Consider the following 21440-nt stretch of genomic DNA (forward strand, 5'->3'; position numbering starts at 1 on the left):
CGTCACTTCCTGATCCGTACCCCGTCCAGCGCGATCGCCAGCACCCGGTCGCGCTGGACGTCGTCGTCGAAGGCCGTCGCGGTGATGCCCGCGACCATCCGCAACAGATCCACGAAGTCCATGTCCCGCCGGGCCTCACCGGCCTCCTGTGCCCGCTCGAACAACGGCCCGCCCGCCGCGTACATCGACTCCCGGCACGCCGCGAAGATCTCCGACTCGTCGTTGAGCGCCTCGCGCACCGCCCGCTTGGTCACCATGTACCCGGCGAACCGGTCGAGCCAGGCGGTGAGCGCCGGCCAGGGCTCCTCGTCGGCGAGCTCCCGCGCCACCTCGACCAGCGTGTTCACCTCGTCCGCGTAAACGGTCTCGAAGAGATGCCGGCGGGTGGGGAAGTTCCGGTACAGCGTGCCGATGCCCACGCCCGCGCGCCGCGCGATGTCCTCCAGGGACGCCTCCGCACCGTGCTCGGCGAACGCCTCGCGCGCGGCGGCCAGCAGGGCGTCGTAGTTGCGGGCGGCGTCCTTCCGGTGCGGCCGGCGGGACGCGACGATCTCGCTGACGGGGAACGACGACGGGGCGGTCACGGCTGCCTCCCGAGGCTGAAACGGAGGTCGACCTCCGGAACGGGTTGAAGCGGAGGTGTGCCTCCGCTAGAGTGGAGGCGTACCTCCACTTTAGCAGTCGAGGTGCCTTCATCGTCCTTTCCGCGACCGCTTCCCCAGAGGCTCCGGCCGCACCCCGTTCGTTCGGAGAGGCTCTTCATGCCCCGCAAGTCCACCCGTCTCACCTTCGCGGTCCTCGCGGCCGGTGCAGGCGTGTTCTCCATGCTCCAGTCGCTGATCGCGCCGGCTCTGCCGACCGTCCAGCACGCGCTGCACACCTCGCAGTCCACCGCGACCTGGGTGATGACCGCGTATCTGCTGTCCGCCTCGATCTTCACGCCGATCCTCGGCCGTGTCGGCGACCTGATCGGCAAGAAGCGCACGCTCGTCGCCGTCCTGGTGACCGTGGCCGTCGGCTGTCTCCTCGCCGCCCTCGCCCCGAGCATCGGCGTCCTGATCGTCGCCCGGGTCGTCCAGGGCGTCGGCGGTGCCCTCTTCCCGCTCTCCTTCGGCATCATCCGGGACGAGTTCGCCGCGTCCGAGGTCAGCGGCTCCATCAGCAACCTGTCCGCCGTGATCGCCGCCGGCGGCGGGGTCGGCATGGTCGCCGCCGGTCCCATCGTGACCGCGCTCGACTACCGCTGGCTGTTCTGGATCCCGGTCGCCATCGTGATCGCCGCCACCCTCATCGCCGTACGCTATGTGCCCGAGTCGCCCAACAGGGCGCAGGGGAGCGTCAATTGGCTCGGTGCCGTGCTGCTGTCGGCGTGGCTGGTGGCGCTGCTGCTGCCGCTCAGCCAGGCCGCCCGGTGGGGCTGGGGCTCGGCGCGGGTGCTCGGTCTGTTCGGTGCCGCCGTCGTGCTGTTCGCGCTGTGGCTGTACTCCGAGGCCCGCTCCCGGACCCCGCTGATCGACCTGCGGGTGATGCGGCTCCCGGCCGTGTGGACCACCAACGCCGCGGCTCTGCTCTTCGGTGCCGGGATGTACTCGATCTGGTCCTTCCTGCCGGGCTTCGTGCAGACGCCCTCGGCGGCGGGATACGGCTTCGGCGCGAGCGTCACCGCGGCCGGACTGCTCATGCTGCCGATGCTCGTCGCGATGTTCCTCTCCGGTGTCCTCAGCGGCCGCCTGGAGCCGGTCGTCGGCGCCAAGGCCCTGCTGGTGACCGGTGCCGCGCTGGGCGCGGTGGCCTGCGGCTTCCTCGCCCACTGGCACGACGAGCAGTGGCAGATCGCCCTGGTCGCGGGCCTGTTCGGCCTCGGCATCGGACTCGCCTTCGCCTCCATGGCGAACCTGATCGTGGGCAGCGTCCCGGCCGACCAGACCGGGGCCGCGACCGGTATGAACGCCAACATCCGCACCATCGGCGGCTCCATCGGCGCGGCCGTCACGAGCGTGCTGGTCACCGGTCGGCTCCAGCCCTCGGGCCTGCCCCACGAGTCCGGGTACACCCACGGCTTCACCCTGCTCGCCGTGCTGTGCCTGGCGGCGGCACTGGCCGCCCTGCTCGTCCCGGTGCGGCGGACCGTGCGCCGGGTCGTCACGGACGGTGCCGAGATCCGCGAGCCCGTCGCCACCAGGAGGTGACGGTCGGCCATCCGGTCCGGCCGCGCGCGTGGGGTAGGGTTTACCCGCGTGATCACACGGGAGACCCGTGGAGGACGCGGCCGGGACGTGGCGCAGCTTGGTAGCGCACTTGACTGGGGGTCAAGGGGTCGCAGGTTCAAATCCTGTCGTCCCGACGGCACGAAGGGCCTTCGCGGGCAACAGCCCGCGGGGCCCTTTTTCCGTGCTCCTCCGTGTGTCGACGGGGGACCGGGGGTGCGGGAGTAGGTCCCTTGGTCCCTTCGTAGGGCTGGTCGGCCCTCCGACGGGACCAGTGGGGCCCTGTGTACCAGGTGCGCACACCGGAACAGTGAGAAGCTGAGCGAAGGGGAGCGCTGCCCATGACCTGACGATGCGTGGTGGTGAGCACCGTGGCTACAGGTGACACGAACAGCACCGTTCCGGCCGCAGGCCGGGTCGATCCGCTCGGGGATCCCTTCTTGCGCACGCGATTCGCCATGCCGGGCCGGCCCGCCATGTTCCTGCCCCGCCGACGCCTGGCCCGCCATCTCGACCAGGCCCTGCGGACCCCGCTGACCATGGTCAACGGCTCCGCCGGGGCGGGGAAGACGGTGTCGGTCGCCGACTGGACGGCCGGTCTGGACCAGCCGGTCACCTGGCTCACCGTCGAGGCGGAGGAACAGCGGCCCGGCATGTTCTGGGCGTACTTCCTCCAGGCGCTCAGGGCCTCCGGCACCCCGCTGGCCGACTGGGTCCACTGCCCGGCGGACCCGAGCCGGGTGAGCCACAAGGTGCTCTCGGAGATCGCCGAGGACCTGGTCGGACGCGACCCCGCCCTGCTCGTGGTGCTCGACGAGTTCGACCGGGTGAGCGCGTCCGACGTGGCGGAACAGGTGGAGTTCGTGCTCCAGCACGCCGGCTCCGGGCTGCGCCTGGTCCTCGTCACCCGCAACGAGCCGATGTTCTCCCTGCACCGGTACCGGGCGGCCGGAGCCCTGACGGAGATCCGGGACGCCGAGCTCGCCTTCACCCCCGAGGAGGCGTCGACGCTGCTGGAACTGCACGGCCTCAGCCTGCCCGACGACGCCGTGCGCGCCCTGGTGGAGCGCACCCGGGGCTGGGCCGCCGGCCTGCGGCTGTGCGCCCTGGCCGCCCAGGAGAGCCCGGATCCGGTGACCTACCTCAAGGAGTTCGAGGCCGACCGCAGCAGCGTCGCCGACTTCCTGCTGGCCGAGGTGCTCAGGCGCCAGCCGCAGGAGACCCAGGACCTCCTGCTGCGCGTCAGCGTGCTGGACCGCTTCTGCCCCGACCTGGTGAACGGACTGACCCACCGGACCGACGCGGACCGGATCCTGGCCGAGCTGTACCGCGACAACGCCTTCGTGGAACAGCTGGGACAGGGCTGGTACCGCCTGCACCCGCTGTTCGGGGAGATCCTCCAGACCCATCTGCGGGTGCGCAGCCCCGGCCTGGAGCCCGATCTGCACCGGGCGGCCGCCCAGTGGCTGCGGCGCCGCGGCACCCTGCCCGAGGCGCTCGCCCACGGCGCCGCCGCCGCCGACTGGGACTTCACCGCCGGCGCTCTCGTCGACGACCTGGCGATCGGGCAGTTCTTCACCGGTCTGCGCTCCGACGACCTGAACGAGATCTTCTCCCGGATGGGCCCCGAGGCCACGGGCCCCGCGCCGGAACTCGTCCGGGCGGCCCGCGACCTGGCGCAGAGCGACCTCGACCGGGGCATGGCCCACCTGCACCACGCCGAGGCCCGGCTCGCCGTCGAGGAGGGCGACCCGGCGGCGGCCCAGCTGAGCTGGGCGCTCCTGGAGGCGGTGGCGGCCAGGCTGACCGGCTCTCCGGCACGGGCCGAACAGGCCGCCGAGACCGCGGACGAGGTGCGGCCGGAGGTCCCCGCGCACCTCCTGGACAAACACCCCGAACTCCCCGCCCTGCTGCTCACGCATCTGGGCTCCACGCGGCTGTGGGCCGGACGCTACGAGGACGCGCGGGCGGCCCTGACCGAGGCGGCAGACTGCCCTGGCGGCGCCCTGACGGTGATGCCCCGGGAGGAGTCGATGGGGCACCTGGCGTTGATCGACTACCTGAACGGATGGCCCGGCAGGGCCGAGCACAAGGCCCTGGCGGCGCTCAGCGAGTCGGAGCGGTTCGGTCTGCCCCAGTGGTCGGGCTCCGGCATCGAGCGGCTGGTGCTGGCCGCCGTGGCGGTCGACCGCAACGAACTGGGCCGGGCCCAGGCGCTGCTCGACGAGGCCGACGAACTCGCCCACGAGACCCAGGACCCGGTGAAGGCCGCAGGCCGGGCCATCGCCACCGCCCGGCTCCAGCTGGCACAGGGCAACGGGCGGGCGGCCATGGAGTCGGCCAGCCCCGCCGTCTCCACCGCCGTCGCCTCACCCTGGGCGGAGAGCCTGGAGCGGGTGGTCGCCTCCACCGTCCACCTGGCCGAAGGACGGGCCGATACGGCCGCCGAGGTGCTGCGGAACCTGCCGGACGACCGGCCGGCGTGGGCGGTGGAGGCCGCGCGCATCCAGCTCGCCGCGGGACGGCCGGCCGCCGCGATCGACCTGCTCGACAGCCTGCCCGCCGAGAGTCGGCCCGGGCCCGCCGTGACCGTCCGGGCGTCGCTGGTGCGGGCCCAGGCCGCCGCGACGGCGGGAGACACCGAGACCGCACGCCGGTTCGTCGCGCAGGCCCTGCTCGCCGCCCGGCGCGAACGGCTGCGGCGCCCCTTCCTCGACACCGGACGGTGGATCAAGCCGCTGCTGGTCGCGGCGCCCCTGCGGGGCCTGGCCACCGGCTGGCTCCTGCCCGAGCCCGCGGCCGCCGGCGGACCGGCCGGGGTCGCGACACCCCCCGCCCCGATCGTCCTGCCCGAGCTGAGCGAGCGCGAGCACGACGTCCTGATACGGCTGGCCCAGATGATGTCGACGCAGGAGATCGCCGCGGACCTGTACCTGTCGGTGAACACGGTGAAGACCCACCTCAAGAGCCTGTACCGGAAGCTGGCGGTGAACCGCCGCAGCGAGGCCGTACGGCGCGCACGGGACCTGCGGCTCCTGTGAGGGGCCGGCAGGTCGCCCGTCACGGGTGAGGCGGCGGGAGGCCCTCTTCCGCTGCGATGGGAGGGGCGGCCGTCTGCCACTGCCGCCGCGAACCGACCTGGCGAGGTGGTCACCGTGAGACGATGGCGCGCTCTGATCGTCCTGGGGACGGCTCAGTTCCTGATGGTCCTGGACACCTCGGTCATGAACGTCTCGATCAGCCAGCTGGTCGAGGACTTCGACACCGAGGTCACCACCATCCAGGCCGTCATCACCCTCTACGCGCTCGTCATGGCCGCGTTCATGATCATCGGTGGCAGGCTCGGCGACATCCTGGGACGTCGCCGTCTGTTCTTCCTCGGCCTCATCGTGTACGCCACCGGATCGGCCCTGACCGCGCTGGCCCCCACCGTGTGGGTCCTCGCCCTGGGCTGGTCGGTCATCGAGGGGCTCGGCGCCGCCATGGTGCTGCCGGCCATGGCGGCCCTGGTCGCGGAGTCCTACCGCGGGCCGGACCGGGCCGTCGCCTACGGCGTCATCGGCGGCCTCGCCGGGGCCGGGATCGCGGTCGGACCGCTCCTCGGCGGCTGGGTGACCACCTACCTCACCTGGCGGCTGGTCTTCGCCGGCGAGGTCGTCGTCGTGCTGGCCGTGCTGTGCTGCCGCCGGATGATCGCCGAACCCGCCCGCACCGGCACCCGCCCCCGCCTCGACGGGGTCGGCGCCGCGCTGTCCGCCACCGGGCTGGCGCTGGGCGTGCTCGGTGTGCTCCAGAGCAGCACCTGGGGATGGGTCGCGCCCCGCAACCCGCCCTTCACCGTCCTCGGATTCTCCCCGACGCTGTTCGTCGTCGGGCTCGGAGCGGCCGTCCTCGCCGTCTTCGTCCGCTGGGAGCGGCGGCGGGCCGAACAGGGCACCGACCCCCTCGTCCATCTGCCCCTGCTGGGCCGGCCCGCGCTGCGCTCCGGTCTGCTGGCCCTGCTGAGCCAGAACCTCATCCTGCTGGGACTGTTCTTCGTCATCCCGCTGTACCTGCAGGTCGTGCAGGGCTTCGACGCGTTCCAGACCGGGCTGCGGCTGCTCCCCGTCTCGATCACCATGCTCGCCGCCTCCATGCTGGCCTCGTCGCTGGGGCGGGCGGTCGGACCGCGCCGGATGGTCCGGCTCGCCCTCGTCACCCTGGCGATCGCCGTCGTGTGGCTGCTGGCCACCATCGACCCGGTCATCGACGACGCGCAGTTCGCCGGAGCCATGGCCCTGGTGGGCGTGGGCACCGGACTGCTCGCCTCGCAGCTGGGCAACGTCGTCCAGTCCAGCGTGGGTGAGGAGGAACGCAGCGAGGTCGGCGGGCTCCAGTTCACGGCGCAGAACCTGGGCTCCGCACTGGGCACGGCACTGATCGGGTCGATCCTCCTCGGTTCGCTGGCGCACGCCTTCACCACGCAGGTCGAGGACGACCCGCGGCTCTCGGAGTCGGCCCGCACCCAGACCGGCATCGCCCTGGAGGCCGGAATCTCCTTCGTCACCACCGACCAGGTGCGTTCCGCGGCCGAGGACGCCGGACTGCCGCCCTCCGAGGTCGAGGCCGTCACCGACTCCTACGCCTCCGCACAGCTCGACGGTCTCAAGGCGGCGATCCTCGCCACCGGCGGCATCACGCTGGTCAGCCTCCTGGTCACACCGAACCTCCCGGCCGGCCGGAGCGGCCGTACCGGGGCCCGCGAGACCCGCGCGCCGGCCCCCTCGGCCGGAACCACGCGCTGACGCCCAGGGAGCACCCATGTCCACGACCGATCGCCCGACGGTCCGTGGGGCCGGCACCGGGCGCCGGGCCCGCGCCGACTACACCGGCGGTGTCTACGGATCCATGCTCGCGGCCTCCGTGGTGATCGGCGCCGGCACGCTGGGTTCGTTCCCGCGCCTGGAACTGGTCGTGCTGTTGCTGCTCACCGGGGTGGCGTTCTGGATCGCGCATGTGCACGCCCAGCTGTTCGGGTCACGACTGGCCCAGCAACCGCTCGACCGCCGTGTCGTCCTCAACGCGTGCCGTGAGGAGTGGCCGATCGTCAAGGCCGCCGTACCGCCGGCCGTGGCGGTGGCGGTCAGCGGGCTGCTCGGACTGGACGTGCAGGGCGCCCTCTGGCTGGCGCTCTCCGTCGCGGTGGCCGGGCAGGTGGGGTGGTCGGTGGCCGCGGCCCGGCGTGCCGGTGCCTCCTGGCGGCTGGTCGCCGCCACCGCCTCGGTCAACCTTCTGATCGGCCTGCTGATCATCTCGTTCAAGGTGTTCCTGAAACACTGACCGGTCGGCCGGCGGGCCGGTCGGCGGATCACCTGCGCCGGGTGAGGCCGACAGGCACCGGGCGAGGGGACCATCGCAGGACAGGGCACCGATCGCCCGCCCGGACGCCCGCGGGAGGACAGCCCATGCGCTACGAGATCCGAGTCGACGGACATATGTCGGACACACTGGCCGAAGCCTTTCCCGAGCTGGAACGCGTGGTCATGTCCGGACAGACCGTCCTGTTCGGCTCCGTGATCGACGAGGCGCACCTGTTCGGCCTGCTGGCCCGCTGCCAGTCGCTGGGGCTGCACGTGCTGGAGATGCGGCGGATGCCGGAGTGAGGGGGCTTCCGGAGTCAGGGGGCTTCCGGGAGCGAGGGGGGCTTCCGGGCGTGAGGGGGACTGAGGGGGCTTCCTGGCCTCCGGGCGGCTCAGAGCCTCTCCGCGGTGACCCGGCCGGTGCGGACGGCGGCCGCCAGGGCCTCGAAGTCCCGCTCGTTCTGGTCGGCGTAGGACTGGGCGAACTTGGTGAGGGCCTGGTCGAAGCGGTCGCCGGAGCCGAGGTAGGCGCCGATGGCGATCGGGTCGCCGGAACGGGCGTGGGCCCGGGCCAGGGACGAACCGCACAGCCGGGCGAACAGCCCCAGCAGGCCGGGGTCCATGGTCTCCGGCCGGGCGATGCCCTTCCAGTCCCGCAACTGCCGTACGTAGAAGTCCCGTTCGGTGCCGTCGATGCCCAGCACCTGCGTCCAGCCGAGGAAGATGTCGCTGGTCGTCTGGATCAGACGCTGCCCGGTGACGACCCGGCGGCCCTGGTTGTCGAAGCGGTCGGTGCCGGTCCGGGCGGCCAGCACCGACTCCTGGGCCTCCTTGGCCTGGAGCAGCAGCGGATCGTCGTCGTTCCTGCCCAGCAGGAGCAGGATCCAGCACCGGGTGCCGACGCTGCCGACCCCCACCACCTTGCGGGCCATGTCCACCAGGCGGAAGCGGTGCAGGAGGTGCCGCCGCTCGGACGGCAGGGTGCGCGCGTAGTCGTTCAGGACGGTCTGGAGCTCCTTCTCCTGCTGGTTGTCCGTCGTGTCGGCCAGCAGATCCCCGAGCGGCGTGATCAGCGGCGGGTCGGCGGCGATCCGGCGTCCCTCGGGGGTGGTCCGCGTGAGCTTCGCGAAGGCCTGGAGGTGGGTGCGGGTACGGGCCTGCTCCGTGGCCCGGGTGGTACGGCGCCTGGCCTTCTTGTCCATCGAGGAGGCGAGCAGTGCGCGCAGGCGGTCGACGTCGTCCTGGGCGTACCAGATGTCCAGGGTGCGCATACCCGCGAAGTCACGCATCCGCTTGCGGTAGGCCCGCGCGCAGGTGCCCACGACGGTGTTCTGCTCCTTGATCGAGAAGCCGTTGGCCCGGGCCGCTATGGCGAAGCTGGCCGCCAGCCGCTTGACGTCCCATTCGAAGGGGCCGGGCAGCGTCTCGTCGAAGTCGTTGATGTCGAAGACCAGATGGCGCTCCGGCGAGGCGAGCAGCCGGAAGTTCAGCAGATGGGCGTCTCCGCACAGCTGCGCCCGCAGTCCCGTGTTCGGGGCGGCCCCCAGATCCGCCGCCATGATCGCCGCCGCACCGCGGTAGAAACGGAAGGGCGATTCGAGCATCCGGCCGTAGCGGATGGGCACCAACTCGGGTACCCGTGTCGCCGACTGACGCTCTATCACCTCGACGGGGTCGGGTCGCTCGAGGCCCGCCTCGAAGAAGCCGTGGCTCGAACGGGGCACCCGGGTGCGGGCGTTCCTGCCGATCGTCGCCCGTTCCGCGGGGGACAGCAGGACCGTGGAGGAGTCGGGAACGGTCATGGCGGGACCTCCTGGTCGACGGCCTCGATCGAGTCGTCGCCCGGTCGGCGTACGACGTCGGCTCCAGCCCACCGGCACGGCCGGACGGCCGGATCACCCACGACGGGTGACCCGGCCGTCCCCGGTACGCGGGACGCTGGCCGCGTGAGGGGCTCCGCACCGCCCCGGCGGTGCGGAGACGACCCGTTCGACCGGGCGAGGAGAAGCCATGACCACGCAACGGGGTCCGGCGCCGCACACCGCACCCGACTACGACCCCTACGGGGGCGCCTCCGAGCACCCGGCCGCCGGCGCGGACGTACTGGAGCGCCTCGGCCGTTCCTGGACCTGGATCCTGGGTTCCGCGATCGCCACGCTCGTGCCGGGCATCCTCGTCCTGGTGTGGCCGGACGAGACCCTGCACGTCCTCGCCGTCCTCGTCGGCCTGTACCTGCTGGTGGCCGGGGCGTTCCGGTTCGTCTCCGTCTTCGCCTGGCATGCGCCCGGCGAGCGGCTCATCGGCCTGATCATGGCCGTGCTGTACGTCCTCGCCGGAGTGCTGTGCCTGCGCAATCCGCTCCAGACCATCGCCGCGCTCTCCCTGGTCGTCGGGGTCGTCTGGCTGGTGACCGGGATCCTCACCCTCTACACGGCGATCACCGCCGAGGACCTGCCGCACCGCGCCTTCGTGCTGGGCACGGCGGTGATCGGCATCGTCGCCGGAATCGTGGTGCTGGCCCTGCCGACCGAGTCGGCCCGGGCGCTGACCCGGCTGCTCGGCCTGTGGCTCGTGCTGCTGGGCCTCTTCGAGCTGGTCCTCGCCCTCGCCTGGCGGGCCGCGCTGCGCCGCTCGGGCATCACGGACCGCCACGAGCCCGCGGACGTCTGAGAAACGAGTCCGCGGACGTCTGGGAGACGAGCGCGCGGACGCCTGAGAAACGAGTCCGCGGACGTCTGGGAGACGAGCGCGCGGACGTCTGAGAGACGAGCCCGCGGACGTCTCAGAACCGAGCCCGTGGACGTCTGACAACGAGAAACCGGCCCGCCGCATCCAGCGAGGGAGCCACCATGATTCCCGCCCCGACCTCCGGCACGCCCGGCGGCGGCGCCTCCCCGGTCACCGGCCACGCGGTGACCGCGGACGAGCACGCCGAGTACCAGCGGCTGCGCCGCGCGGCGGAGGTACGGCACCGCAGGGCGCGCCACGCCGGTGCCACCGTCCTGCTGGTCCTCACGCTCCTGCTCGCGCCCCTCGCCCTCGTCGCGACCTGGGTGCACGACCAGGTCTCCGACACCGACCGGTACGTCCAGACCGTCGCCCCGCTGGCCTCGGACCCGGCCGTGCAGGACGTCGTGATCGACCGGCTGACCGACCGGGTGGTCGCCCAGGTGGACGTGGCGGCCATCACGGCCTCCCTGACCACGACCCTGGCGGCCAACGGGGCGCCGCCCCGCGTGGTGGAGGGGGCCCGCTCCCTCACCGCCCCGCTGCGCTCCGCGGTGCGCACGGTCGTGGAACGCAACGTGGCCCGCGTGGTCACCAGCGACGTCTTCCAGCAGACCTGGGAGGGCGCCAACCGGCGGGCCCACACCGCCGTGCTGACCATGCTCACCGGCGACCGCGAGGGCGCGGTGCGGGCCGACGGGGACACGGTGCAACTGGACATCGGCGCCGTGGTCGACCAGGTGCGGCAACGCCTCGTCGACGCCGGTTTCGAGAAGGCCGCCGCCATCCCGGACACCGACCGCACCGTCACGCTCTTCCGGACCGAACAACTGGCCAAGGCCCAGGACGGCATGCGCCTGCTGGACGTCGTCGGCACCTGGCTGCCCGTCCTGACGCTCGCTCTCGGCGCCCTCGCGGTGTGGGTCGCTCCCGGGCACCGGGTGATGGTGATGATCACCGCGCTCGGCGTGGGCCTGATGGCGGTGGTGGTGCTCGTCGCGCTGGTCGTGCTGCGGCGCGTCTACCTGGACTCGGTGCCGCCGGCGACGCTGCCGCCCGATGCCGCCGCGGCGGTCTTCGACACCTTCGTCCGCTTCCTGCGCGCGAGCGCCCGCACCCTGCTCGTGGTCAGCCTGCTCACGGCCCTGACCGCCTACCTCTACGGCCCCGGCCGGATCGCCCGCGGAGTGCGCGGCCTCGCCGGACGCGGGGCCTCGGGCGCCGGGGGCGCGCTGCGCCGCGCGGGCGTGACCACCGGCCTCACCGGGAGCTGGCTGTCCGCCCACGAGCGCTGGACCACCGGCGTCACCATCGGGGCGGGGGCGCTCGCGCTGGTCCTGTGGAACCGCCCCACCGTCGGCGCGGTGGCGCTGGTCCTCGTCCTGGTCCTGGTGGTGCTGGCGGTCACGGCGGTGCTCGCCGCCGCGCGCCCGGCGCCGGACACCACGGACCGACCGGGGCACGCGGTGGCATGAGCCGTGGCACCGGAATGGGGCCGTCCGGTGGGCCCGGCCGCCCCTGCGCGACCCCGCCGGAGCATCCGCTCACCCGCGCCGGGTGAAGCAGACGGCTTCTTGCCGTGGGCACGCTGAGAGGGACAGGCGGCCGGGCGAAGGCCCCGGACGGAGGAGAGTGACATGAGTGCGTCCACGTACCTCGCGTACGACTACCCGCTGCTGAGCGTCTTCTGGTCCATGCTGTGGTTCTTCCTGTGGATCATGTGGTTCGTCCTGCTCTTCCGGGTCGTCGTCGACATCTTCCGGGACGACGGCCTGAGTGGCTGGGCCAAGGCCGGCTGGCTGGTGTTCACGATCGTCCTGCCCTTCCTGGGCGTCTTCGTGTACGTCATCGCCCGCGGCAAGAACATGGGCCGCCGTGAGGTCGCCCAGGCGCGGGAGCAGCAGCAGGCATTCGACTCGTACATCCGTGAGACCGCCAAGGGCGGCGGTGCGACCAGCAGTGCCGACGAACTCGCCAAGCTCTCGGAGATCCGCGCCAAGGGCGACATCACGGACGAGGAGTTCGCCCGGGCCAAGGACCTCGTCCTGAGCGGCCACGGCTCCGGTACGTCCCCCGGTGTCGCCGCCACCTCCCGGCGCTGAGTACGCCGGTCGATCGAAAGGAGGGGTCAGGATGACCGCTACCCACACCACCGGACAGCGCTCCACGGCCAAGCAGGACTGGGCCGCCGGCACGACGGTGTTCGCCGCCGTCATGCTGATGCTCGCCGGAGTGCTCGACATCTTCCGGGGCATCATGGCGATCGCCGAGGACGACGTCTTCGTCACGACGCGCAACTACGTCTTCGAGTTCGACCTGACCAGCTGGGGCTGGATCCACCTGGCGCTGGGCGCGATCGGCGTGGTGGTGAGCCTCGGGCTGTTCCGCGCGGCGACCTGGGCGCGGGTGTCCGGGGTGGCCATCGCCGGGCTCATCATCATCGCCAACTTCCTCTCCCTGCCGTACTACCCGGCTTGGTCGATCGTGATGATCGCGATCTCGGGCTTCATCATCTGGGCCCTGTGCACTGTCCGGCGTGACGACTCCTTCGAGCCGTTCGAGCGGCCCGGACGCGATATGTGACGACCCGTCATATATGAGGTTCGCGGGAGGGGTCGGCACCGGGGAGGGAGGGCGAGAACATGGGACAGGAACAGGACATCGGTACGCACACCGGCAACGTCCTGCGGGCCCGCCTCGCCCTCCTCGCCCTGCTGGGCGGCATCCTGGTGCCGCTGCTCGTGGCCGGACTGCGCAGTGTGCTGTGGGCCCTCGTCGGCATCGCGGGACTCGCGGTCGCCGCCGTCGGGGTGTGGTGGACCCTGGCCCACACCGGAGCACTGCGCGTCCTCGGACTGGTGCTGTCGGTGACCGCACCGCTCACGGTGCTCGCCCTCTACAGCGCGTCGGGGATGCTGGGGCCGGCCCTGCTGTCCCTGGCCCTGTGGATGCTGGCGGTCGCCTCCGCACGCACCGCCCTGGCGCCCCCGCGCTCGGCAGCCGGGCGGGTGGCGGCACCTCACGCTCCCTGGATCGTCATGAACCCGCGCTCCGGCGGCGGCAAGGTGGGGCGCTTCGGTCTGGTGGAGAAGGCCCGGGCGGCGGGTGCCCGGGTCGTGCTGCTGGAGGGGCACCAGGACGTGGCGGGCCTCGCCACGCGGGCCGTGGCCGAGGGTGCCGACCTGCTGGGGGTGGCCGGCGGGGACGGCACCCAGGCCCTGGTGGCCGAGGTGGCGGCCCGGCACGACGTGCCCTTCGCGGTGATCCCGGCGGGCACCCGCAACCACTTCGCGCTCGATCTCGGCCTCGACCGCGAGGACCCGGCGGCGGCACTCGAGGCTCTCACCGACGGTGTCGAACTCCGGGTGGACCTCGGGTTCGCCGCCGACCGCGTGTTCGTCAACAACGCGTCGTTCGGGACGTACGCGTCCGTCGTCGCCGACCCCGCCTACCGCGACGCCAAGCTGCACACGACGCTGCGGACCCTTCCCGGGCTGCTCACCGGCGAGGACGCGCCGGGTCTGCGGATGCGGGCCGGTCCCACGCGCGCCGACGGACTCCAGGCGCTGCTCGTCAGCAACAACCCCTATCTGCGGGCGGTCGATTCGGCCCGTCCGGGACGCCGGGAACGGCTGGACTCGGGGCTGCTCGGAGTGCTCGGCGTGCGGGTGGCGAACACCGCCCAGGCGGCTCGCCTGGTGCGCGGCGCGCGCTCCGGCTCCGTCATGCGGCTGCGGGCCGACGAGGTCGTCGTGGAAGCGGACACCGCCGACATCGCGGTCGGCATCGACGGAGAACACGTCATGCTGCCGACCCCGGTGATCTGCCGGACCGCGCCGGGAGCACTGCGGGTCCACGTCCCCCGCCACCGCCCCGGCAAGCCACCGACCGGAGCCCCGGCCGACTGGCCCCGGGTGGCCCGCCTGGCCCGAGGCGGTCTGTTCAGACACGGCCACGGGCACGGGCACGGGCACGGTACGACGCCGTCGGAGCCCGATTCCGGCCGGGGGCGGGGTGGGTGACGGTCACTTGGCGGCGACGGGTTCGGGAGCGGTAGGGGCGCAGGGGCCGCCGAAGGCCACACCGGGAGACCGCCGTAGAGGGGCACGGGGCCGACCCCCGAAGACCACGCGGGGACCACCACCGAAAGCCACACGGGGGCCACCCCGAAGACGAACGGTCGGACCGGGGCCGCCACTTCCCGCCGCGAGCCTTACGGACGGACGCCGACAAGGATCCCGCTCCCACCCGACGACCCGACAGCCCGTTCACCCCACGCCTCGCTCCGCCGTAGGTCGCGCTCGGCCCCGTGCGTGCGGTGCGGAGCAGACGGGTCTCCGGCCGCGGAGCAGACGGGTCTCCGGCCGGGGGCGTCGTGCTCCCGGCCGGAGTGGGTGGGTTGGCGCGGGCTGCGTCAGCGGGTCCTCGTGGTCAGGTGGCCGGAGGCCTCCTGTGCGGCTGTCAGGTCGTCGACGGTCTGCGTCGTGGCCAGGAGTTCGGCCGCCACCGGAGCCAGGGACTGGGGTGTCAGGAAGCCCTCCGCCACGGGCAGGCCGCCCGCTTTCCTGATGGCTTCGCGCAGCGGCTTGGCCCACAGGTGCTCCAGCAGGACGAAGGCCGCCGCCGTGCCGGGCAGGAGTTCCTCCGCCAGCGCCCTGAGGTCGTCCGGGGTGAACCCGAACGCCTTCGTGCCGGGGCCGTACTCCGGTGCGCCGCCGGTCGCGTCCGGGATGCGCGGGGTCAGACCGAGGAGGGCCTCGACGGTCTCACCCATGCCCTCCGACTCGTAGTTGAGACCGAGCGTGTCGCCGTCGATCTCCTTCTGCAGGAACAGCACGTCCAGGACCCGGATCTGCCCCTTGCTCTCCAGGACCCCCAACTCCTCGAGAACGCGGCCCTCGAAAGCCGCGTCGGGGCCGAACTCGATGGTCAGCAGTTGCACCGGCCCGAGTGTCGCCATCGTCTCTCTCCCTTCCACCGCCCCCGGCTCATCCCATACGGCCGTCCCCGCCCCGCGCCTCACCCGTAGGAGGTGAGCCCACCGGATCACCGTGCGTACCGCCGTACCAGTCGTGCACGACCGCACTGCCCGTCACCGCGTCCTGGAGCGACGACCCGTGCCGGCTGACCGGGATCCACAGCAGCCCGACGGGCAGGACGACACACAGCACGGCCCGGAGCAGGGCGATGCCCGAGGTGAGGCGCCGTCCCGAACGGTCCGTCACCCGCAGGCCCATCAGCTGGTCCCCGACCGTGCGCCCGCCGAAGACCCACCCGGCGGCGAGGTAGACCACGAGGACCGCGTAGCCGAAGGCCACGGTGAAGCCGGGCCCGGGATCGGGGAAGGCGAAGGGCTGTCCCGTCAGCAGAGAGCGTGCCGCGGCGTAACCGCACTGGAGGGCGAAAAGGATCGCCAGCACCACGAAGGCGTCCACGGCGGCCGCCATCGTGCGCGACACGAGCCCCGCGTGACTCCCTTGGAGCTGCGGCGGACGCCGGGCGCGGGACGGGGCCGTCACGGTGCCTCCATGGGTGCGGCCGGACCGCCCGTGTGCCCGTCCGCTCCCGACGGACCCGCCCGATGCAGGAGCCGGTCCGTGATCCGCTGCACGACCCGGTCGGCACGGGCGTTCTGCTCACGGAAGGAGTCCAGCGTCTCCGCGGTGATGCTCCCGCCCGTGTCCCGGACCACCCGCCCGAGATCGAGCTCGTCGAGAACCGCCTCGGCGTACGTCACGAGGTCGACGCGCGCGAGGACCGTGTCCGGGTCGACACGGGCGAGCAGGGCGTCCAGGTCGACGCGTTCGAGGACGCCGTCCAGGTCGACCCGGGCCACCACCGTGTCCGGATCGACGCGGGCGAGCACGCTGTCCAGGTCCACCCGGGCCAGCACGGCGTCCAGGTCGATGCGCGCGGCGACGCGGTCGACGTCCAGCCGTTCGGCCACCGCGTCGAGGTCGATCTCGTCGAGGACGGCGGCGGCGACCGCCCGCACCAGCGCTCGGCTGCGCAGCGCCGCCTCGTCGCGTGCCCGCAGCCGTTCCGCCGCGCCGAGCGCACTCCAGCGCGCGACCCGCCGGCCGACGGCATCGGCAGCGACGGACGGCACCAGCAGGCGCACCGCGGCACGGGTGCCCGGCACGGCGACCGCACCGACGCCCGCCAGGACCCACGACGACCGGCGCCGCAGCTCCAGTGCGAGGCCGAGCGCCGCGTCCGGCACGGCGGTGGCACCCCGCGCCCGTGGACGCGCGTGTGCCGCGTCCCGCGCGGTGTCGGCGACGGCCCGCACGGCGAGATCGGCCAGCCCCATGGCCAGCCGTGCCGCCCCCGCGGCGGCCCCCCTGTCGTTGCTGCCCATCGCTTCACCTCCGGTCGAGCGGTCGGGTCTCGGAGCCGACGCCCCACTCGGCTCCGGTGCTGCGCATGTAGGCGGTGACGGCGGCCTCCACGGTGGGGAAGAAGCGGTCGGGGTCGAACGTGCGGGTGAGCCCGTAGCGCTCGATCTTGCGCCGTACCGGGTCCTTGAGTTCGGCGAAGACCAGCCGGACGTGCCGGACGCCGAGCGCCGTGTCGAGCTCGTGCAGGACGTCCGCGGCGGTGGTGTCCACGTCGGTCATGGGCTCGGCGGCGACGACGATCCAGCGCGGCCGCGGATCGGTCCCGGCCAGCCGCCGCACCTCGTCCCGGAAACTCTTGGCGTTGGCGAAGAACAGCGGTGCGTCGAACCGGTAGATCACCAGCCCCGGCAGCCTGTCCGCGCCCGGGTAGGAGCGGAGGTCGTGGTACCCCTCCAGGCCCGGCACCCGGCCCAGCACGGTGTCGTACGGCCACCAGGCCCGCCGGAACACGTTGAGCACGGACAGCCCGACCGCGATCGCGATGCCGGGCAGCACACCGAGCAGGGCGACCCCGACGAACGCGGCGACGCACAGCAGGAACTCGGTCCGGCGCTGCCGCCACAGCCGTACGGCACCAGGAATGTCGGCCAGCGACAGGGACGCGGCGATGACGACGGCGGCCAGGGCGGGCTGGGGGAGGTTGCGGAACAGGCCCGGCACCAGCACCAGCATGAGCACGATCAGGGCCGCTCCGACCACGCCGGTGAGCTGGCTCTTCGCGCCCGCGCGCTCGGCGACGGCCGTACGGGAGCCGCTCGCGCTGACGGGGAAGCCCTGGAAGAGCCCGGCCGCCAGGTTCGCCGCCCCGACCCCCGCCATCTCCTGGTTGCCGCGCACCTCCTGGCCGGTGCGGGCCGCGAACGCCGACGAGTTGGAGATCGTGTCGGCCAGCGACACCACGGCGATCCCGAGGGCGCCTCCGAACAGCGGGACCAGGTCGTCGGCCCGTACGTCGGGGATCGTGAACGGCGGGAAGCCCTCCGGCAGCGGTCCGACCAGACCGACGCCGTGCTCGTCCAGGTCGAGGAGCGAGGCCGCCGCGATCGCGAGGGCCACCATCACCAGCACGGCGGGGACCTTGGGCAGCAGCCGCTCCAGGAGCAGGATCAGCACCAGCCCCGAGATGCCGACGGCGGCCGCGGCGGGCACCGTCGCTCCCTCGGCCAGCTTGCGCACCAGTCCCGCGCACTCGCCGACCAGGTTGTCCGCGTCGACCTTGAAGCCGAGCAGCTTGGGCAGCTGGCCGATCAGGATGGTCAGGGCCAGACCGTTCATGTAGCCGATCATCGTCGGCTTGGAGATGAGGTCCGCGATGAAACCGAGGCGGGCCACGGAGGCGAGGATCATGATGCCGGCCACCATGAGGGCGAGCATCGAGGCCAGGGCGACCGCCCGCTCGGGATCCCCGCCGGACGCGACGAGGGGGAGCACCGTGGCGGCGATCATCGGGCCGAGCGAGGAGTCGGGGCCCAGCACCAGGATCCTGGACGGGCCGCACACCGCGTAGCCGAGCAGGCACAGGATCGTGGTGTAGAGGCCGGTGATCGGGGGCAGCCCCGCGAGTTCCGCGTACGCCATGCCCTGCGGCACGAGCAGGGTCGTGAGGGCGATTCCGGCCACCAGGTCCTTGGCCAGCCACTCGCGCCGGTAGCCCGTGAGCGCCCGGACGCCCGGTATGGCCCGCAGCCGACCCATGGCCCCCCGGGCCTGCTGCCCGGTGGCCACGGACCGTGTCTGCGCGTCTTGGCAGTCCATCCGCCCTTCCCGACCTCACCACGGCCGTCGACCGTTGCCCGGGTCCGGAACGCCGTGTCCTCGAAGGATCCGACGGCGACGCCCGCGCGGCCTCACCCGGCGGGGGTGACTCGGCGGTCCACGGCCCGGTACCGCGCCGTGGACCTGCCGTTCGGGGTGCGCGAGAAGTCCTCGGGCCGGACGTCAGTTCATGGTGCCGGCGCTGCGGGAGAGACCCGCCCGGCCACCTCCCCGGAGAACGTGGTGAAGGCGTCGAGGACGAGCTTCCCGGACTTCAGGGTGAACACCACCGTGTGCCGGGCGTCGGGCAGTCCGCGCAACGAGTACGTCACCTGGCGTTTGTCGGTGGCGGTGGTCCGCGCGTCCACGGCGACCGGCCGGCCGTCCACGAGCACGTCGAGGACCGCGCTTGCGTCGTTGCCCCCGATGACATCGATGCCCGTGCCGCGGAACGGGACGGTGACGGTCGCGCCCGCCGTGGCGCTCGTCGACGTCGTGCGGTACCAGTTCATCGCGTCGCCCAGGGAGGCGTTGCGGCTCCAGGTGCCGTCGTAGGCCACCGAACGGTCCATGTTGTCGATCAGCGCGGTGGCGTACGGGGTGTATCCGGCGACCTTCTCGACCAACAGGTCGTCGAACGCGGTCCGGTGGAAGTCGGTGCCGAGCTTGACGCGGCCCCCGGTCGCGGGCGCCGGGTCCTGGTAGGTGACCACGGCCTGTCCGTCGACGTACGCGGTGACGGTCGCGCCCCTGGCCTCCACGGCGAGGCGGTAGCCGTCGGCCGCGGCGACCGTCCCGGTGCGGACGACCGTGCCGTAGCGGTGGAAGGTCCAGTTCCCGGCCGGTCCGATGCCGAGGCTGTACGCGGCGTCGGTCGCGGCCATGCCCTTCTGCTGGCGCACGCCCAGGGTGGCGAGCCCGCCCTGCGGGTCGGGGAAGGAGACGTCGACCGAGGCCTTGTAGTTCTCCCAACGGAAGTCGCCGACGGTGGTGTTGGGGGTGTTGCGGTTCCAGGCGCCGGTGTCCTTCATGGACTGGTCCAGGTACTGGTACAGGACGTTGTCGCCGTCGGCGTCCTCGCCGACCTCCCACGCGCCCGTCTGGTCCACCAGGTAACGCGGCTGGTTGCCACGGGAGACGAGGTACGGCCGGGACACCTTGCGGGCGCCGTCGTCCGCGCCGACCTGGACCCGGCCCTCCTCCTCGTAGCCGAAGTCGTCGGCGTACAGGACGTCGTCGCGGGTGTCGTGGCGTTTGCCGGTCGCGTCGGTGTCGAGGACCGTGCGGGCGGCGGACCCGGGCAGGCGCCGCAGCGTCTCCTTGTCGCGGCTGCGGTCGAGCGTGGTGAAGGTGACGATCGAGCGCGGCTGCACGGTGTAGGTGTAGTAGCCGTCGCCGTCGGGGCGGATCTCGGCGGCGAGGTGCTTGAAGTTGGCGTCGTAGGCCTGGCCGGGGTCGGCGGCGCGGGTCTCCCAGACCTCCATGGTGGGATCGCCGCCCAGGTCCATGTTCTCGGCCTTGATGCGATAACTCCTCGTCCGGTCACTGTCGTTGACGGCGATCGTCGAGAAGTCCCGCGTCTTGGGGTCGGCGAGCGTCATGTAGCTGGGCGCGCCGTTCGAGCCGTCGACGTTCTCGGTGCCGCTCACCCCGCTGTAGCTCGCCTCCGGCACGGTGCGCCAGATCCCGGCCGTGTTGCCGGAGTTCTCCCAGCCGGTCCTCGCGAACTGGGTGAAGTGCTGCATCACGTACACGGCGGCGTCGTAGTGGATGCTCCCGGACCACGGGTCGCGGGCGCTGACCAGCTCCTTGTGGCTGTACTGGGCACCCTCGTAGAAGGCCCCGATCGCCGGCTGGAAGATGTAGTGCGTCCGCTTGGAGTTGGCGTAGCTCTTCACGGAGCGGTTGGCGAGGTCCAGCGCGCTCTGCACGCCGCCGATGCCGGTGCTCGCGCCGTTCGGGCCCTCGGTGTTGTTGACCCGGTAGTCCGTCCAGCCGAAGGAGCCGACGCCCTCGCTGTACCAGACCTCCTTGTCCTGGCCGTAGGAGTTGTCACCGGTCGCCAGCTTCGTGTACGGCCGGTAGGTGGCGCTGTCGGGGGTGCCGTCGAGCCGGTCCTCGGTGGTGTAGTGGTAGCCCACCGCATCGACCGTGCCGAAGAGTTCGGTGTCCGTGAGCATCGCCGGGCCGATGTTCTTCGTGGTGTTCTCGTCCGACGCGACGATCTTGATGTTGTGGTACGCCGTTGCGGCCGCCGCCTGCTGACGGGGCGTCAAGCCATAGCGCGGGTCGGCGAATTCGGTGTCGCTCACGAGCGCGCTCTTGTACCACTTGACGAAGGAGACGTCCGGCTTCGTGGTCTCGTTGGTGTCCGGATCGACGTAGTCGACCATGTACCCGTACTTCTCGTACGCGTCGAGGATCGTCTCCTTGTACCACCGGTACATCTCGTCGGTGCCGGTGCCCTTGTTCCACTCGGTCTGCACCCACTGGGGCATGACCCAGCGCAGGATCGAGACCTTCAGCCCCGGGTTCACCGTCTTGGCGTCGGCGGCCAGTTGGAAGCCGGGGGAGCGGGACGCGTCGGCGAGCTCGTCCGCCGTGCGCATGGTCGCCGGATCGGAACCGGTCGAGGTGTTGGTGTCCGAACCCATCTCGATCTTCACGTGGTTGATCAGCGGGTTCCGGCCGCCGAACAGCACCCTGATCAACTGCCAGTACCGCTGCGGGTGCTCCGCCTTGTAGTCCATCAGCAGATTGCTCGTGCTGTTGCAGCTGAGCAGGCCGAGGCCCTTGTAGGTGAGGCCGTGCACGTTGTCGGCGCGTACGTCGTGCCCGTCGATCACGATCTGCACGGGATCGTCCGCGGAGTGGGCGGCGGGTGCCGCCGTCACCCCTGCCGCCAGAGCCATCGTGGTCGTCGCCGCGGCGAGCGACGCCCAGCCGAATCCTCGCTTCATACCCATTCGGGGGACCGTAGGCGGCAAGCGCTTTCTAGGTCAATCCCCTTG

17 protein-coding genes and 1 tRNA gene are annotated in these 21440 nt (G+C 72.3%); 11 read left to right on the plus strand and 7 right to left on the minus strand.

The window, feature by feature from the left end; all coding sequences use genetic code 11:
* Positions 1-2 precede the first annotated feature (2 nt).
* A complete protein-coding gene (locus ACFULQ_RS00300) occupies positions 3-584 on the minus strand; it encodes a TetR/AcrR family transcriptional regulator (protein WP_383536033.1) in 582 nt (193 codons plus the stop codon).
* Between the two features lie 177 nt (positions 585-761).
* Here ACFULQ_RS00300 and ACFULQ_RS00305 point away from each other — a divergent pair, with 177 nt between their 5' ends.
* The 6 genes from ACFULQ_RS00305 to ACFULQ_RS00330 all read left to right on the plus strand — a co-directional run bounded on the left by ACFULQ_RS00305 (position 762) and on the right by ACFULQ_RS00330 (position 7849).
* Positions 762-2189, plus strand: coding sequence for an MFS transporter (locus ACFULQ_RS00305; RefSeq protein WP_383536035.1), 1428 nt, complete (start codon positions 762-764; stop codon positions 2187-2189).
* A gap of 81 nt (positions 2190-2270) precedes the next feature.
* Positions 2271-2344 (plus strand) — tRNA-Pro (locus tag ACFULQ_RS00310).
* Positions 2345-2563: 219 nt separating this feature from the next.
* Positions 2564-5248, plus strand: coding sequence for a LuxR C-terminal-related transcriptional regulator (locus ACFULQ_RS00315; RefSeq protein WP_383536037.1), 2685 nt, complete (start codon positions 2564-2566; stop codon positions 5246-5248).
* Between the two features lie 114 nt (positions 5249-5362).
* Positions 5363-6991 (plus strand): MFS transporter, encoded by a 1629-nt coding sequence (locus tag ACFULQ_RS00320; protein WP_383536039.1) that lies wholly within the window; start codon positions 5363-5365, stop codon positions 6989-6991.
* Positions 6992-7007: 16 nt separating this feature from the next.
* Positions 7008-7526 (plus strand): hypothetical protein, encoded by a 519-nt coding sequence (locus ACFULQ_RS00325; protein ID WP_383536041.1) that lies wholly within the window; start codon positions 7008-7010, stop codon positions 7524-7526.
* Positions 7527-7651: 125 nt separating this feature from the next.
* On the plus strand, positions 7652-7849 hold the full coding sequence (locus tag ACFULQ_RS00330) for a hypothetical protein (RefSeq protein WP_383536043.1): 198 nt from the start codon (positions 7652-7654) through the stop codon (positions 7847-7849).
* Positions 7850-7938: 89 nt separating this feature from the next.
* On the opposite strand, the gene ACFULQ_RS00335 is transcribed toward ACFULQ_RS00330, so the two are convergent.
* Positions 7939-9348, minus strand: a complete 1410-nt coding sequence (locus ACFULQ_RS00335; RefSeq protein ID WP_383536045.1) for a DUF2252 domain-containing protein — start codon at positions 9346-9348, stop codon at positions 7939-7941.
* Between the two features lie 208 nt (positions 9349-9556).
* Here ACFULQ_RS00335 and ACFULQ_RS00340 point away from each other — a divergent pair, with 208 nt between their 5' ends.
* From ACFULQ_RS00340 to ACFULQ_RS00360, 5 genes are all read left to right on the plus strand, one after another.
* Entirely contained in the window at positions 9557-10216 is a 660-nt protein-coding gene (locus ACFULQ_RS00340; RefSeq protein ID WP_383536047.1) for an HdeD family acid-resistance protein, read from the plus strand.
* Between the two features lie 179 nt (positions 10217-10395).
* On the plus strand, positions 10396-11748 hold the full coding sequence (locus ACFULQ_RS00345; RefSeq protein ID WP_383536049.1) for a hypothetical protein: 1353 nt from the start codon (positions 10396-10398) through the stop codon (positions 11746-11748).
* Between the two features lie 162 nt (positions 11749-11910).
* The gene (locus ACFULQ_RS00350; RefSeq protein WP_383536051.1) at positions 11911-12375 is read left to right on the plus strand and encodes an SHOCT domain-containing protein; all 465 of its coding nucleotides are present in this window, start codon (positions 11911-11913) and stop codon (positions 12373-12375) included.
* A gap of 31 nt (positions 12376-12406) precedes the next feature.
* Positions 12407-12856, plus strand: a complete 450-nt coding sequence (locus tag ACFULQ_RS00355; RefSeq protein WP_383536053.1) for a hypothetical protein — start codon at positions 12407-12409, stop codon at positions 12854-12856.
* 59 nt (positions 12857-12915) lie between these two features.
* Entirely contained in the window at positions 12916-14295 is a 1380-nt protein-coding gene (locus tag ACFULQ_RS00360) for a diacylglycerol/lipid kinase family protein (RefSeq protein ID WP_383536055.1), read from the plus strand.
* A 392-nt stretch (positions 14296-14687) separates the two neighbouring features.
* Here ACFULQ_RS00360 and ACFULQ_RS00365 read toward each other — a convergent pair whose 3' ends face one another.
* The 5 genes from ACFULQ_RS00365 to ACFULQ_RS00385 form a co-directional block, all read right to left on the minus strand.
* The gene (locus ACFULQ_RS00365; RefSeq protein ID WP_383536057.1) at positions 14688-15233 is read right to left on the minus strand and encodes a DUF1269 domain-containing protein; all 546 of its coding nucleotides are present in this window, start codon (positions 15231-15233) and stop codon (positions 14688-14690) included.
* 28 nt (positions 15234-15261) lie between these two features.
* Entirely contained in the window at positions 15262-15792 is a 531-nt protein-coding gene (locus ACFULQ_RS00370; protein ID WP_383536059.1) for an RDD family protein, read from the minus strand.
* Positions 15789-16634: a hypothetical protein gene (locus ACFULQ_RS00375; RefSeq protein ID WP_383536061.1), complete on the minus strand. Its 846-nt coding sequence runs from the start codon at positions 16632-16634 to the stop codon at positions 15789-15791. Before ACFULQ_RS00375 ends, ACFULQ_RS00370 begins: the two co-directional genes overlap by 4 nt.
* A gap of 4 nt (positions 16635-16638) precedes the next feature.
* On the minus strand, positions 16639-18369 hold the full coding sequence (locus ACFULQ_RS00380) for a SulP family inorganic anion transporter (protein ID WP_383536314.1): 1731 nt from the start codon (positions 18367-18369) through the stop codon (positions 16639-16641).
* 248 nt (positions 18370-18617) lie between these two features.
* The gene (locus tag ACFULQ_RS00385; RefSeq protein ID WP_383536063.1) at positions 18618-21395 is read right to left on the minus strand and encodes a GH59 galactosidase; all 2778 of its coding nucleotides are present in this window, start codon (positions 21393-21395) and stop codon (positions 18618-18620) included.
* Positions 21396-21440: the final 45 nt, after the last annotated feature.

Origin of the sequence: Streptomyces sp. NPDC057253 (genome assembly GCF_042669125.1) — a bacterium.
Taxonomy (GTDB): Bacteria; Actinomycetota; Actinomycetes; order Streptomycetales; family Streptomycetaceae; genus Streptomyces.

Excerpts from the sequence above, each read along its gene's own strand:
- ACFULQ_RS00365 (WP_383536057.1), bottom strand. The coding sequence starts at position 15,233 with ATGGCGACACTCGGGCCGGTGCAACTGCTGACCATCGAGTTCGGCCCC.
- ACFULQ_RS00350 (WP_383536051.1), top strand. The coding sequence starts at position 11,911 with ATGAGTGCGTCCACGTACCTCGCGTACGACTACCCGCTGCTGAGCGTC.
- ACFULQ_RS00375 (WP_383536061.1), bottom strand. The coding sequence starts at position 16,634 with ATGGGCAGCAACGACAGGGGGGCCGCCGCGGGGGCGGCACGGCTGGCC.
- ACFULQ_RS00305 (WP_383536035.1), top strand. The coding sequence starts at position 762 with ATGCCCCGCAAGTCCACCCGTCTCACCTTCGCGGTCCTCGCGGCCGGT.
- ACFULQ_RS00380 (WP_383536314.1), bottom strand. The coding sequence starts at position 18,369 with ATGGGTCGGCTGCGGGCCATACCGGGCGTCCGGGCGCTCACGGGCTAC.
- ACFULQ_RS00335 (WP_383536045.1), bottom strand. The coding sequence starts at position 9,348 with ATGACCGTTCCCGACTCCTCCACGGTCCTGCTGTCCCCCGCGGAACGG.
- ACFULQ_RS00345 (WP_383536049.1), top strand. The coding sequence starts at position 10,396 with ATGATTCCCGCCCCGACCTCCGGCACGCCCGGCGGCGGCGCCTCCCCG.
- ACFULQ_RS00330 (WP_383536043.1), top strand. The coding sequence starts at position 7,652 with ATGCGCTACGAGATCCGAGTCGACGGACATATGTCGGACACACTGGCC.
- ACFULQ_RS00355 (WP_383536053.1), top strand. The coding sequence starts at position 12,407 with ATGACCGCTACCCACACCACCGGACAGCGCTCCACGGCCAAGCAGGAC.
- ACFULQ_RS00325 (WP_383536041.1), top strand. The coding sequence starts at position 7,008 with ATGTCCACGACCGATCGCCCGACGGTCCGTGGGGCCGGCACCGGGCGC.
- ACFULQ_RS00385 (WP_383536063.1), bottom strand. The coding sequence starts at position 21,395 with ATGGGTATGAAGCGAGGATTCGGCTGGGCGTCGCTCGCCGCGGCGACG.
- ACFULQ_RS00340 (WP_383536047.1), top strand. The coding sequence starts at position 9,557 with ATGACCACGCAACGGGGTCCGGCGCCGCACACCGCACCCGACTACGAC.
- ACFULQ_RS00360 (WP_383536055.1), top strand. The coding sequence starts at position 12,916 with ATGGGACAGGAACAGGACATCGGTACGCACACCGGCAACGTCCTGCGG.